The sequence below is a fragment of the Bifidobacterium sp. C0047B3 genome, assembly GCF_056590535.1.
The window spans coordinates 51975-68201 of record NZ_JBWPWH010000001.1 but is presented as its reverse complement, the minus strand read 5'-3'; the positions used below and the strand labels follow the sequence as shown (position 1 = coordinate 68201).

6 protein-coding genes are annotated in these 16227 nt (G+C 42.3%); all 6 read right to left on the bottom strand.

The annotated features are described in order from the left end of the window. Window positions 1-15 precede the first annotated feature (15 nt). Entirely contained in the window at window positions 16-2631 is a 2616-nt protein-coding gene (pepN, locus tag AC1EKT_RS00180) for an aminopeptidase N (RefSeq protein ID WP_481615832.1), read from the bottom strand. Window positions 2632-2746: 115 nt separating this feature from the next. Continuing rightward, window positions 2747-4774, bottom strand: a complete 2028-nt coding sequence (locus AC1EKT_RS00175) for a ribonuclease J (RefSeq protein ID WP_481615831.1) — start codon at window positions 4772-4774, stop codon at window positions 2747-2749. Window positions 4775-5032: 258 nt separating this feature from the next. After that, window positions 5033-6427, bottom strand: coding sequence for an MFS transporter (locus tag AC1EKT_RS00170; RefSeq protein ID WP_391495969.1), 1395 nt, complete (start codon window positions 6425-6427; stop codon window positions 5033-5035). A gap of 60 nt (window positions 6428-6487) precedes the next feature. After that, window positions 6488-7174, bottom strand: a complete 687-nt coding sequence (locus AC1EKT_RS00165) for a GNAT family N-acetyltransferase (RefSeq protein WP_481615830.1) — start codon at window positions 7172-7174, stop codon at window positions 6488-6490. Window positions 7175-7199: 25 nt separating this feature from the next. Continuing rightward, window positions 7200-11477 carry an ATP-dependent DNA helicase gene (locus tag AC1EKT_RS00160; protein ID WP_481615829.1) on the bottom strand — a complete coding sequence of 1426 codons (4278 nt, stop codon included), beginning with the start codon at window positions 11475-11477 and terminating at the stop codon, window positions 7200-7202. Window positions 11478-11479: 2 nt separating this feature from the next. Beyond that, window positions 11480-16195, bottom strand: coding sequence for a PD-(D/E)XK nuclease family protein (locus AC1EKT_RS00155; protein ID WP_481615828.1), 4716 nt, complete (start codon window positions 16193-16195; stop codon window positions 11480-11482). Window positions 16196-16227: the final 32 nt, after the last annotated feature.

The window sequence follows — 16227 nt, the reverse complement described above, 5'->3', positions numbered from 1 at the left end:
ACCAATGTCCGAAATTTAGCGCAAGGAAGCGTTGTAGTGCTGCACTTTAAGCGTGCGGCGAGAAGAATCGAGACCGCCAAGCACCATGCGACGCAAAGCCTGATCCGCATCCTTATGCTCATCAAGCCAGAGCTGTCCGCGCTCAACTAACTCGTCTACATCCGCATAAGTTGGATACAAGCCTTCGATCAAAGCCTCAGCCATGTGGAAAGTGCGATTCTTCCAAATCCACTCTACTTCAGCAAAGTAGCGCTCAACATAAGGCTTAACCAAATCGCCTTTAGCTGTGCTTGCAAAGCCAGCAACCACAGCTCCCATTTGCATATTAGTCAAATCGAGATTGCGCAAAGCCTGTTCGAAAGCCCAATCCTTAGCTTCTGCAGTTGAGCGAGCTGCACGAGCTTGGTAAGCGTATTCGCGATTCTCAGTAGTATCACGCTTTTTAAGTTCCGCGTCAATTCCAGCTTCATCCAAAGCGTTCACACCTGCGAGCGCAATAAGAATGCTCCAGCGTAAGTCGTTGTCGATTTCCAAACCTTCCAAGCTCACGGAACCGTCAAGCAATCCGTTAGCTACGCGCAAGAACTCAGCATCTCCAACTTCGCCGTATCCAAGATAAGCCTTAACGAGCTGGAATTGCTCGTCGGAACCAGCCGAAGCTGCCAAAGCCAACTGCCAGAGTTCGTGAGCAACATGCTTTGCGACTTCTGCTTGACGCTCTGGAACCACGTAGTGGCTTGCAGTTACCTTTACTTGACCAAGAGCATAGCGGAAAGTAGTTGATTCGCGCTCAGTTGCCAAAGCTTTAAGGCTGAGCTCCACGAAGCATTCTGCTGGGAATTCTGCGTCGCGAGTCATGTCCCACAACGCGAGCCAAATAAGCGAGCGAGTCAAAGAATCCTTGAAACGGTACAGGTTTTCGGCAGCAAACTCAAGCGACTTGTCGTCGAAACGTAGCTTTGTGTAAGTCAAGTCGTCGTCGTTTACAAGAATAAGCGCTGGCATTTTTTCGCCGCGCGCTTCAACAACTTCCGTCACTTCGCCGTCAACGTCAAGTTCGATTCGCTTCGTGCGCTTAATTTCGCCAGTTGCTTCGTCTACATTGTAGAATCCAACAGCCAAACGGTGTGCGCGAAGAACAGGATGCTCAGCAGGCGCGCTCTGACGCAAACGCAAAGAAGCAATAGTGCCGTCACCTGCTTCTTCTACTTCAGTAGAAATAGTGTTAATTCCAGCCTTTTCAAGCCATTGCGCACTCCAAGCCTTAAGATCGCGTCCGCTTGTAAGCTCTAATTCGTGCAACAAATCAGCCAAAGTTGCGTTGCTGTATGCGTGCTTGCTCAAATAGTTGTGGATTCCTTCAAAGAACTTTTCGCGACCAACGTACGCTACGAGTTGCTTTAATACGGAAGCACCCTTTGCGTAGGTGATGCCATCGAAGTTGACGGAAGTGTCGTTCAAATCGTTGATTGGAGCCACGATTGGGTGCGTTGTTGGAAGCTGATCTTGATTAAGCGCCCAGCTTTTTTCGCCGGAATTGAAAGTGCTCCAAGCGTCGTGCCATTCGGTTGCTTCAGCAGTTGCAAGAGTAGAAGTGAATTCTGCGAAAGATTCGTTAAGCCATAAATCATTCCACCACTTCATAGTTACGTAGTCGCCAAACCACATGTGTGCAAGCTCGTGCAAAACTGTTACAACGCGGCGCTCAGCATAAGCGTCCGTAACCTTGGATTCAAACACGTACTGGTCGCGAATCGTAACCATACCAATGTTTTCCATAGCTCCAGCGTTGTATTCTGGCACGTAAATCTGATCGTACTTTGCGTACGGATATGGCACTCCCCAAGTCTTAGCGTAGAAAGCAAAGCCCTTCTTCGTAATATCGAACAAGTAGTCAACGTCTTTAGCAAAAGCGTCTTTAAGTGCCTGACGGCAGTACATTGCCATTGGAACTACGCGACCGTCTTCGTTGTTGTAAGTTGTGTGCCATTCGGCGTAAGGGCCTGCGCAAATAGCAGTTAAGTAGGAGCTCATTTTTGGAGTTGACTCGAATACCCAGCGCTTCATGCCTTCTACAGCACCATTTTCCAAAGTGCCGGCTTCAGTCTCGCGGTCTTCAATCGTAGTTTCGCTCTTAACTGGCATGTTGGAAGTAACGATCCAGCTTTCTGGAGCGTCTACCGTAAAGTCAAAAACAGCCTTTAAATCCGGCTGATCAAACACAGCATAAACGCGGCGAGCATCTGGCACTTCGAACTGAGTATACAAATACACGTTTCCGTCGGAAGGATCAACGCTTCTGTGCAAACCCTCGCCCGTGTTGGAATACTGGCAGTTTGCTACAACTTCTACGGTATTATGCTCAAGCAAATTTGCGAGCTCAATTCGGCTGTCTGCAAAAACTTTAGAAACGTCAAGAGCAGTGCCGTTTAATACTACGGATTCTACGCTATTTGCAATCAAATCGAGGAAGCTTGCACTACCAGCTTTAGCGTCAAACTCAATCTTTGTGCGCGAAGTAAAATCGCGTCCGCCCTTTCCTAAATCGAGCGCAACATCGTAATGAATTGGCATTTGGATAGCGTCGAAACGCTCTTGAGCTTCTACGCGAGTAAGATTTGCTCCTGGCATATTTTGTACCTTCCTTATTTTTTCTTATTTTTAATTATATTTACGATTATTTTCAGCTATTTACGAATAATTGCGAATATTTTTCTTATTTTTAATTATATTTCATTATTCTTTATTATTCTTGATTATTATTTGCAATATCCGCAACTACCGGCACGAGCATAGGCTTCCTGCGCAAAGCGCGAGCCACCCAACTGCCCAACGTGCGTCGCATAATTTGCTGCAATTTATAAGTATCGTGCTCGCCGCGCATCATAGCATCTTGCAACTGTTCAACAATTTGATGACGAACCTTCTCAAAATCAGCCTCGTCTTCAGCAACAGCATTCAAGAAAATCTTTGGACCAGAAACAACGTCAGCGTGCTCTGTATCAACTACAACAAAGCTCGAAACGAAACCTTCCGTACCCAAAATCCTGCGCTTTTCAAGCTCTTCATCTGTAAGCTCACCAACAGAATCACCATCAACATACACGTAACCGCATGGCACAGAACCAACAACTGCAGCATTGCCATGATACAAATCCACAACATCGCCGTCTTCAGCAAGCACAACGTTATTTGGATCAACGCCAGTTTTTACTGCAATTAATCCGTTTGCAACCAAGTGACGATGCTCACCGTGAATTGGCATAGCGCACTTTGGCTTCACAATGTTGTACAAGTACAGCAACTCTCCTTCATTGCAATGACCAGACACGTGAATAGCAGCATTATCTTTGTTGATTACGCGCGCACCCAACTGCACAAGCTTGTTAATAACTTTGTAAACCTCATGCTCATTGCCTGGAATAAGCGAACTTGCAAGAATAACAGTATCGAATTCGTTAACTGTAATATCTCGGTGGCTGCCATCTGCAATACGCCCAAGTGCAGCCATAGGCTCGCCTTGTGAACCAGTGCACATGTAAACGAGCTTGTCATCCTGAATATCCTTCGCCTGCTTTAAGTCAACAACAGTATTTTCAGGAATATGCAGGTAGCCTAAATCCGCAGCAATTGACATATTGCGAACCATCGAGCGCCCGACGAACACAACTTTGCGCCCAAACTTATGCGCAGCGTCAACCACTTGCTGCACGCGATGAACGTGACTTGAGAAGCTAGCAACAATAATTTTGCGCGTAGCTTCAGCAAAAGCGCGATCCAAAGCCGGACCAATCGAAGTTTCAGGCTTCACAAATCCCGGAACTTCAGCATTAGTGGAATCAGCCATAAGCAAATCTATGCCTTGCTCACCTAAACGCCCGAACTCAACTAAATCAGTAATGCGATGATCAAGAGGAAGCTGGTCAAGCTTAATATCTCCAGTATCAATAAGCGTTCCGGCTGGAGTTTTTACGCACACAGCGAGCGCATCCGGAATAGAATGCGTAACAGTAATAAATTCAAGGTTAAACGGACCGACTTTCATCTTATCGCGACCTTCTACGCGAATAAGCTCCGGATCAATATGATGCTCTTTGCACTTAGCTTCCACAAAAGCAAGAGTTAGTTTTGAACCAATTAACGGAATGTCGGGACGCATTTTAAGAAGGTAAGGCACGCCACCGATATGATCTTCGTGACCGTGCGTTAAAACCAATGCCTCAACTTTGTCTAAACGATCCTGAATGTAGTGAAAATCTGGGAGAATCAAATCAACGCCTGGCTGCTCTTCTTCCGGAAATAGCACACCGCAATCGATAAGCAAAATATGACCGTTATATTCAATTACGTTCATATTGCGGCCGATTTCACCCAAACCGCCAAGCGGTACGATTCGCATTGATCCTTTACGATACTTTGGCGGCGCAATAAGAGCACCTTCTCTTTGATCGTTAACTACAGGAGGAAGAACATTTCCTGTTCTACGAGTTGATGACTTTGCGTTTTCTGTTTTAGTTTCTTTGTTGAATTTAGCTTTTTTAGTTGATTTAGTTTTAGCAGTTTTTACATCTTTAGTAGATACTGATTTAGTTGAAGTATCAGAAGACATTTTTTTATTCACTTTTTTCACCGATTGTCGAATTTGTTTAGACGACGCAGAAGATTCTTGGTTATTAAGAGAACGCATATTATCAGCGTCAGATTGCAACGCATCGCGTACTACTTCAGCAAGAATTTCCTCAGTACGTTCATCATATTCTGTTTTCATATTCATCTCACTACATCTTGCGATATTGCGCACTTCTTTCTAGTGTACCGTTAGGACTCAACTCAGCTTTTGTAACTGAAACGGCAGAAACTTTACACAGCTGTAAAGTTTCGGTCGGATTAAAGCGAAAAAACGGCAGAAACTTTACGTGAGTGTAAAGAAAAAGTCGCGAAACCGCCAAAAAACGGCAGAAACTTTACGCAGCCGTAAAATTTCGGTCGGATACGCGCGAAAAAACGGCAGAAACTTTACACACGTGCGCAGTTAATGTCGCTTTTTAAGCACCATTACAATAAACCAGCCGAACGTTGCGATAGGTATAGCTGCCAGTGTTGAAATCCACGGAACCATCATGCCAGCGTGAGCACTCCACGAGTCGATTGCAGCTCCAGCAGCCATCGAGCCTAAAGAACAGCCAACAGCAGACGCAGTTGGTAGCCATGAAAGACCTTCCGTAAGCGATTCTTCAGGAACAGTTGCTTTAACGATAAGATTTCCAGTTGCGAAAATTGGCGAAACGCATAAGCCGGAAAGCACTTCAAAAACGCTCATAAGCATAAGTCTGTCAATATTAAGACTCATAAGCACAAATCCGACAGTTAAACCAGTCAAAAACACAATCAGATGCGACCAATTAGAACCGCGGAATTTATGCGATCCAAAAATAATCGCTCCCACAAGCGAACCGCATGCAAACAATGCCAACTGCATACCGATAAAATGATCAAGCCCTTGAGCTTTCATTGCAGCTGTTACAGACACGTCAAATGCACTAAAACTCATATTAAACACAACAAACATGAGCACAAGCGGGATAATACCGCGGTAAAGCAGCACGTTTTTGCCGCGCTTTTTTGAGTGATGATTGTGCAATTGCTTAAGACTAAATTTGTCTGCAAATGAACGTTTCGCTTCTTGCTTTTGAGATTCCGCATAATCTTTAGAAATTTCATCTTCTTTTTGAGAAGCGATTAATACATCAACGTCTTCAGCTGCAGCAGTTGGAACTTCCACTACTTTAAGCACAGCAGGTTGAGTATTTTTTAGAGAAAAGAACCAAGCTCCTCCCAATCCACTTGCAACTACTGGCACAAATAATTGCGAAACAGGATGCACAGAAGTTGCTAACCACGCAGCTAAAATAGGTCCTAATATAAACACAATTTCATCGATACCAGATTCCAACGCATAAGCAACGTTTAATAAAGAATCGTCATCTTCTGCACGCAATGTATAAGCCCAACGAGTACGCACCAACGCGCCAAAAGCAAACTGAGTTACGCCCATCACAATCGCTAGCACAAAAAGCAAAACAAGAGGAACCTTAAATAAAGCTGCAAATGCAAAAGAAATCATAGCGATTACTTGAGCACTTAGCGCAATAACCCCAACTTTACGCTGACCAAAACGGTCGAAAAGCTTAGCATACACAGGAGTTACCGCAGCCTGTGCAAGCACATACGACGCAGACATTGCTCCAGCAACAGTCCAATTGTTATACAAATGGTTTAATGCAAGAACAATCCCCAACGCAATCATAGACATTGGCAAACGCGCAATCGCGCCTGCTATACAAAACGCTTTAGCTCCATTAAATGAAAATAATCTAGAATATTGAGAAAATACCGATGCTTTCTTAGTTGCCGTTTGCGACGACATATATTTCTTTGCTCCTTTTGTTAAGCAAGTCACACACGTTATACATTTGCATATTTTTTATTAGCGCGTTTTAGAACGAGCATTTGCTTGCTTTGAACGAACTCTCGGCTCACCTGAGTAAATGTACAAGTCATCCACCAAAGACTTCACGTTCTTAGCTTCATAAGGATGATCCGAGCGCATAAAAGAAGCATCTCTTCTAAGCCCGTGATAATCATAAAAGCTTACGTCACACGCTGAATCAGTATGCAAATAGTAACGATTTACTCCGTTATTTCTTAGCATATGCATTGTTCGCTTCCACAAGCCTCCACCGACACCATGCCCACGAGCATCCGGAGATACAAGGAAAAGCTCCAATTCCGCTTGAGTTAAATTATTGATATGAGATTTCGCTTCAAGTTTAGTTTCCAACGCGCGCATGCCATACGCTTCTTCTAAAGCGAGAGCATAGTTTTTGTCACAATTTTCTTTCATTGCGGCTTCTTGCTCGCGAAGCATTCTTTCTACTTCTGGAAATAAAACAGGTGCGTCAAAAACTCGCGCCAAAAGCAGACCCATAAACTTACCGTCTATTTCAGCAATAGTACCATGCGTTGAAGGTTCCAAGTAATGCAACACAGATCTTCGAGAAAGACTTAACGAAGCATCTTTCCCAACTTCGTGCGCAATACCCCAAGTACGTTCATATTCTTTAACCATTGCATCAATATCGCTGAGTTTTACAGAACGAAATTCAACAGTCATGGTTCTTCCTTACTTCATAATTCGTTTATGCGTCATCATCATCGAGGGAGATTAACGTGTCAGAGTGTAACTCGGCAAGGATCTCATCTTTCGTTTTTTGCTCGGCATGAATTTCCCGTTCACATTCATCCGATATGTTCACATAATAAAGGGTGGCATCGATAGCATCAAGCGGAACCTTAGTCATAAGAGACAAAAGCAGACGATACCAGTCAAGCTGACCAAGTTTAAGCGCAATATCTTGTGGATTGGTTGGTTTTCTTCCGGTTTTCCAATCAACTATCGTGTACAATTTGCTTGGATCTTCTGGATTTAAACCACCTGCGAATATTGCGTCGATTTTGCCATTAATAATTTGATCGCCTAATTCTGGAACATGAGCTACAATCGGCTGCTCTGCTGCTATAGGACGGCGATGCGCCCATTTTGATGTCATTAAACGCTGCTTCCATATCAACAATTTGCGCTCCGAAGATTTTGCATTTTGCGAAATATTCTCGCAAGTTCCAGCAACGTTCTCAGCAACGTTCTCAGCAACGTTCTCATCAACATTCTCGCCAACATTCTCGCCAACGTTCTCATCAACGTCATACTGAATAGAATTTTTATTCACGCAACCAGCTTTTACAAACTGTTCAGCCCAAGCATGAAAACGAGTTCCCAAATCAGAAGCAGGCGAAGAAACACTAGGAATAGGGCGAATAATTGCCATCCATTCCTTTCGTAAACGCTTAGCATCCGCATCATCAAAATCTTCATTCGCGCGCGAATAATCATTACGAAACATAGCGCGCCTTTGCACAGCAGTCACATTGACATTTTCAACATTAGAAAGCTGCTCTGCTCTGTTTTTTAACTCTTGAATGTTGCGATACCAATCAATTTTCGGCATTAAATCCGCATCTTGTAGCAAAGCTTGAGCTTTGTAAAGCAAAGAATTATCTTTTGAAATACCAGAAACTTGATTACTAATTTTTGAATTTACAACGTCTTGCGCAGATTTTTGCAATACACTACGTATAGCTTCACTAGATGCACTCGGCCAAGATAATTGCTTCTTATTATCTTCAGTTGGAATAGAGCTTTCCTCGCTAAATAATTGCGCAAGTTGCGAAGCTGACTCCCCTACAACATAACCTACTTGATTTGAAGAATCAGAAAGACTAGCTGTGACCTGAACCGGAGATTCTTCAGATTCGCGCATTGAATCATACATTTCTTGCCAAAAAACAGAAGGTTTTTTAACTCTAGAAGTTGAAATATTTGAAGATTCATCTACAGAAGAAGCTGCACTATTGACAAAATTTTCTTTATTCTCAACAACGCTCATAGCATTAGACTGGCTGCAAGTGAGCAATGCTGCGAATTTAGCACGCGTCAAAGCAACATACATAAGATGACGCTCGTCAATATGCAAAGCGCGCCCGCGCTCCTCGACTTGCGAAAGAGGCAATGTGCCAGTTTTCATCACAGCGTCATACACTTTGCTAGCTTCTGAAGGAATCGCTTCTACTGGAGCCTGCTCATGCTCATGGAACTTTTCTGCCAAATCAAACATTTCTCTAGCTCTTGATCCATAAACTTCTGCGTCGATATCGTCCACAGTTAACATATTTTTCAAAGATTTTTGAGGTTCCATGCTAGTTTCAAGATCAACATCGTGAGGGAATCTTGGCAATATGTTTGCATCCACTCTCATAGAAACAGGCACTTTTGAAGCAACTTCGAGCGTTGCATATGCCCTTTCACTGTACACGCCACTTTGTTGCGTTGCTATTACGCGCAAATTATCGCCTTGATTACTTGGGAACGCGCCTTCATTAAGCCCAACTATCGCTACAGCAGGCCATTCCAAACCTTTCGATTGGTGAATAGTCATCAATACGACATCCGCAGGTTCATCCACTGAAGAAGGTTGATCGTTAATCTTGTCTATATTGAAAATCCAAGACATAAACCCATGCAAAGTAGGAGTTGTAAAATCGCTCATTTCTTGCAAATACGCGTCTGCTAGTAGACAAATAGAATCGACAGTAGAGTGCATATCGTCAAGAAGCGTTGCATTAGAGGAAGTATCATTCATAAGCGCACGAGATAGCGCAACGTCAATATCAACGTTAAGCGTTTCTACAGCAACGCGCATAATATCTTGTAAAGAGCCAGATTGAGCACGTTGTATTGCATGAATCATTTGCCCTATTCTTAACACTGCTACATAAGCTTTAGAGCTTAAATTATTTTTTAGATCAGAAAGCAAATTATTGTCGTTATTGTCGTTATTTTTTGCTTCTTCGCTTAGTTGAGTTTCGTATGCTTCAAGCAAAACATCCGCCACAAAAACTCCACCATGAATACTATTGGTTTGCGAAGCTTGAGATTGCTGTTCTCGAACAACTTGCGACCACTTAGAGCGAGGAGTTTCAGCGTCTACTAAACCTGCTTGCACTAAAGCACGAAAAACATATTCGATATTCTTTGATGTTGCAATATTAGCTATAGCAGTCAAATCGTCAGTATTAAGCGCAAAACGAGGAGTTGCAAGCAATCTCATCAAAGCTTGAGTATTTGTGTGATCTGCAACAACAGAAAGAAGAGCTAAAACATCTCGAATTTCTGGTTTTTCAAGCAATGCAGAATACCCAACAGTAAGAGTGCGCAAACCTGCTTTTTGTAATGCTTCTTCATATAACGGAATATTATTTTTGCTACGGAAAAGAACTGCAACTCTAGCAGATGCAGAATTAGTATCGTCGTTTTGAGACAGCGCATTATGTTTTACATATTTTACAAAACGCACAACGGCTTCTACTTCTTGATATTGCGTAGGCATATTTAACACACTAAAAGTACCTTTTGGCGCATTATCTAAGTATTGCAAGTTCTTCACTTCTACTTCTGTAGCAAGTGAGCTACTATGACGAAGCGCAGGCACTCGCAAAGGTTTCGTAATAGAATTTGCAGCTTTTAAAATAAGTCGCGAATTGCGTCGCGTTCTAGTAAGAGAAAACTCACTTGATTGGTCAATATTTAGTGCTTGCTCAAGCTTTCTGAAAGCTCCGGAACTAGCTCCTCTAAACGAGTAAATAGCTTGGAACGGATCACCTACTGCAGCAATATGCGTTTGTTGAGTAGTTAAAAAGTCTTGATTTTCGCTAGTTTTCGCAGCAACGTTATCTTTCGCATCAACGCTAGCTTCCTCAACACCGCTAGCTTCTTCCACACCGCTAGCTTTTTTATGAAACAGCGTTGCAATCAGCATTGCTTGAGTTGTAGAAGTATCTTGATATTCGTCAAGCAAAACTTGGCTGTATTGGCGGCGATACTGCTCTGCAATAGAAGGAAAATGCGTCACCAAACGGTATGCAGCAATAGTAAAATCGCTAAATTGCGCCATATTTGCACGCTGCTTTGCTGCATCAAAAGCCAAAACTAATTCAAGTAATGCATTGCGCTTCTCAGCAGCTTCAAGCAAGTTATTACAAGATTCATAACACTTATTTTTTAATGTAATATTCAGGTATTCTACGTATTCTTTTCCGTAATTTTCGCACTTTTCGAAATATTTTTCATCTGAATCGTTTTTTCCGCGACGCAATTTAATAGAGCTAGGCTTTTTTGCAATTATTTCAGTAGTTTCAGCGCAATTAATTGCTTTTTGCAAATGTTCAATCCAAGCGTTATTCCACTTTTGAATTTCTAGAACAGCTTTAGACGTGCTATCTATAGACTCTCCCCTGCTATTTACGCCAATCATCGAGCATGAAATATCTGCTGCGAGCGCAAGCACGTCGTCAATAAGTGCATCAAAACTATACCAAGACAGCACTTCCGCATGATTAGTAACATAATCGTTTACTAGAGGTTTTATTAATTCGCGCGCACCTGCATCGCTTAAAGGTTGCGTATTTTGATCAAATCCAACGAGCAAACCATATTGGCGCACAATTGACTGGAAAAAGGCATCGTATGTCATTACTTCTGGCTTCAAAAAGCCACTTGAAGATGCAGAATTTCCATTATTGATAAGCTTATTTATTTCGCTACTATGCTGACTTACAGCTTGAGCAACTCTTGCAAGCAGCTCAGAAGCTGCTTTATTAGTAAAAGTCAAACCCAAAATACTTTCAGGAGCAACTCCGCGCTCAATAAGGTCGATAACGCGACGAGTCATCGTATACGTTTTGCCACTTCCAGCTCCTGCAACAATAATCATGTTCTTATTTGTTGGCGCTTGAATTGCTGCAGCTTGCTCCGCGCTATCGGTGTTCTTACGAGTAAATTGCTTATTTGTTTTATCAATCATAACTACAGCACCTCATATACAGTGTCTATACAACCTGCGCATGCTGGGCATACTTGTTTTCCATTGCAATACTTCAAGTGTTCAGAAGTTGGGTGCGCAATAATCTTATGCGAACGGACTGCCGCAGCAGCATAGCAAACGCGCGAAATCATAGTAAGAGACCATTTTGCGCTTTGATTTAATGATGTAAACGACTGCCAAGCGCTTTCGCTTACATTTTCTGGGCAATTCTTCGCAATATCGTCAAGCTGCGGACAATCTAACAATCTTGCCATATTTTTGAATCCAACTCGTAGCTCAAGCGGATTATTATTTAAAGCATTTTTTACGCAAAGCGGCGGCTGATACACGTTTTCAGCAACGTTATGATCTTGAGCAGGATAATCGTTCTTAGCAACGTGAAATAGAATACTTCGCGAAATAATCGGCGCATTCGATGCATCAATAAGCGGATTCTCATCAGAAAAAAGTAAAGCAAGCTGGTAGCAAACTAGCTGCAAATCGTTAAAAACTCCGCTTGCTGTTAAAGGCTTTCCTGTTTTGTAGTCCAGTAAGCGAATATGCTCGGAACCATCTGAATTGATGCGCTTTTCCATGCGATCAATTCGACCGTGAATATGTACTTGCATATCTTCACTTGCACCATCCGGCCATCCTCCAACTAAAGCACCCATCAATTCGTAGCAGTCATGCGTAGTAACGGTTTGCAAATTTGCATTCTTAAAAGTATTGTTCAATACGCGAGCAATATCATTAAATCCAAAATGCGCGCTTGTTTGCAATTCGCAATACGCTTGTTGCAATCTGCCTATGCTACTTTCTAAAGATTTTTCGCTTTTTGTAAGAGATTCTAATATGCCGTTTTCTGACTTTTTTGAGTTAAGAGCGTATGTTGATTGATCGTAAGAAGTGACAAAATATTGCGCAATTGCATGTAACGCACGTTTAATATTCTTCTCACGCGCAAGAGCCGAATAATGCTCCTTACTATCTCGAATATCTGCAAGTTCAGGCGCAATACTTAAGTAATACTTTTCCATAAGATTTGCGATTGCGTTACTGCGGCGCACAAGCGGAGAGTAAGGCGAATAGTCGGCTGAATTATTCGTCGCTTCAGTTTCATCAACTTCGGTTTCATCAACCTTAGTTTCCGGCATATCGTAATGCTGATTTTCGCTTGCCCACCTTGCAGTTTCGTGAATTAGCGTGCCAAAATACGTTGCTGCACTGCCGGGTTGAGGGCCTAAAAGCTGACGATTTACCAATCCACACACAGGGCATGCCCACAAACTGTCTACAGCTGAAGGAGACAAGCTTACAACAGAGTTAGTTTTTTTAGCAGAGCTAGCTTTTTCATTGTATTTTTCATTATTTTTTTCATTATCTTTTTCAACAGAAGATTTCTCATCAACATAGTCATCGACATCGCTCATAAAATCCCACTCAAAAGGATCAGCGCAAAATACTCCATTTTCTTTAAGTAATTGCAACGTTTGAGCAGCATCAATAATCGCATTTCTAGACTTACTATTCTCACTATCGGAACTACTTGCACTATCGGAACTATCTGCACTACTTGCACTACCTGCATTACCTGCACTACCTGCATTACCTACATTATTCCCAAACTCTTCTTTCATAGAAGAAGCACGCAAAATTTGCGAACGAGCAGCACACACTAGTCCACGAACATCCATATCTAAACCAGCAAAAGGCGTAGTAAATTCCGTAAAAGGCGTGCGCGAATTTTCACTATTGTAGTATCTTTCAGGCAAATAATAATAAAGAAAGTCGCTTGGCACAGCACTATCGCTATATTGCGCGCTTATATACAAACGCTCTGTTGCGCGCGTAATAGCTAACAAAAAACTGCGCTGTTCCGAGGCAAAAACTGCAGATTTATCATTATTTGAAAGAAGTGACGCATTCACAGTCAATTTAGAAGCAGAAATTTTAGAATGCAAAATAATATTCGCTAAACTTTCTGCGCCAAACATAGTGCTACGAGAAGCAAGATTTGGCCACACACGTTGTTGCAAAGTAGGCATCCACACAAGATTCCAATGTTTTCCAACAGAACCAGCAGGAGTAGTAAGCGTTACAGCATCTGGAACAGGCGCTACTTTAGCAAGAGAATCAGCTTCAATTTCCATGCCACGAACTTGAGCTATAAAATCTGCAATACTTACAATATTTTCTTGTTTAAAAGTATCGTCAAACGTATTCATTGACGAGATATCAGAAGAAACATATGAAGAAACGTAATCAAAAAGACGCATTGCAGCATCCAAGCGATCGTTAGCTCGATAACCTTCCGAATTATGTTGTAAAGACATACGCTGCCAACGCTCAGCAACATGACAAATATTCCAAGCCTCACCAAGAGCGTATTGAGCACTACTCAAATCAGGATTATTGTGCATACGAGAAGCGAGAATTTGCACGTTTTTCCACAGTTTTACAAAAGATGCAACGTGCGGATTTCGAGGTGCCATATTCTGCAATATTTGCAACACTGTAGAATCATTACGAACATTAGAATCATCATCTATAAAACGTGCAACATCTGCTACACAAAGCAAATAGCACGCATCAAGAGACAATGGCATAAGCTCATTTGAACTGCCATCAATACGACTATTATCAACCAAAATTTGAGATTCAAAGTACGCTTTGCTTTGCGCATTATGAAGCGAATTTTGCAACAAATCCCAGTTATGAACAAGATTTCGCAAAGGCACATTAGATTCAAAGCTCTTGTTATTTTCACAATTTTTCTCAATTAAAACAGCCGAAAGAGAGGAAAGAGAACGCATAAGCGAGTCTACAGAATATAACTTCGCAGGTATTTCAACGTCTAAATCACCGTAAAATCCAGAATCGCTCTTAGTAATCGAGGAAAGTGGACTATCCATAATATTCTGAACTCGCAAACGCACCCACGAAGCCAAATTTTGCAAACTTCTACCATGTTTTACTTGCTCAACAATTCCAGAAAAACCGTGCTGCGCAAATTGCGCAAGTTCAATAAGCGCAAATAAACCTTGCACAAACGGCTCATCTTTTAATGGGCGAGTTACTAACGAGTATCGCACAGGAACTCCAGAAGCGCGAAGTTGCTCGCCAAAAAGACGAACCGTGGAATTGTCGTGCGCAATTAACGCCATATCGCTCCACTTGCGCTTATTATTTACGTGAGATTGCTTCATTTGCCAAATAACAGCATCTAATTCCTCACGCTGTGAACGATATAACGCTGTAAAAACAGTGTCGTCTGAGTTTAGATGAGAATTTTGTGTGGTTTCTATAGGCTCAATCGGTAAGGACCCTGCAAATTTTGGCATTTTCCAAGGGCGATTTGGGAGCGCAACATCTGTTTTATATTGCGAAGTAAGCGAAAGAGAAACGCGTGAAGCGAGTAATTCACGCATCGAAGGTGCTTGGGTATAATTTGCAAAAGTTGGATCTGCAGAATAATTTTTAGAAGAATCAGCAGAATTGTCGGAAGAATTTTCGCAAGAATTTTCGCAAGAATCGGCAAAACCCGTATATTCTAAAGTTTGCTCAGCAGCATTCAACTCATTCAAAGCTGCAGAAATTGCATAATCCGGGTACGCTCCTCTAAACGATTGCACAGATTCATCCGGATTCGCAAGCAAAACTAAACGCGTGCCAATCTTCGACAAAGTCTCAATAAAACTCAAGCCAGCCAAAGTAATATCTTGATAATCATCGACTACAAGAAGAGCCGGAATTTCAGAAGAGTTTACTAAACCATGCTCGCCTAATTCGCGCGCAGATTTTGCACCCTCAACCAACAGTTGCGAAGCGTCAAGTCGGAAAGAAGATTTATAAGTGTCGACAATTATTTTTCGATATTCAGCTCGCAAAGCAAACGCCAAACGCCATTGAGTTAATCTACGTTTAATAAGCACAGACGTTTGTAAAATATCACTATTATTGGCGTAAGATTGCTCGTCACTAAGAGCGCGAAGAACTGAATTTTCGCTTTCAAAATCGCTAATACCAAGCTCATCTAAACGCGCGAGCATATCGCGCAATTGATGCATAAAAGCGTTGTTAATATCGAAGCTATCTGCCAAAAATTCTGGAGACGAAGAAGTTGCTTGAGCAGCCTGAGTTGCGAAAGGCGCAGAAGGCTCGGAAGTGGCGGAAGTGTTGGAAGTGTTGGAAGTGTTGGAAGTGGCGGAAGTGGCGGAAGTATTAGAAACTGCGCAAGTTAATGGAATAACCCATTGAGACGTTTCAAAATAATCCTTAAAAAGCGCGCATATATTGCAATCACCATTATCTCCACGCATAACATGCTCAATGTGTGCGCGCAAAACTTTACGAAGCAAAGAATCCTGCTCAGCACCATTTAGCAGCTTAGGCGAAGGCTCATTCTTTAACTTACAGCAAGCAGAAATGATATTAAAAGCCAAAGAAGCCAAAGTGCCAACTGGACGAGACTGCTTACTTACACCAATTTGACGAATAATAATATTGTCAATTTTTGAAGCAAGAACACGATTTTGCACAGCCATCGCAGTAACATTATGCGACCAACGCTTATAGCCGGAAATTGCTGCGCGCACAGCAAACTGCGTTTTACCAGTATTCGGCGCACCGTACACAAGCAACGCATTAGTCACATTGCCAGAAGAATTGCGTAACGTACCGTCAAATAATGCTTGTAATGCAGTATCCTCACTCATACGCTTAATTCTAGCAATTAGGCAATAGTGGC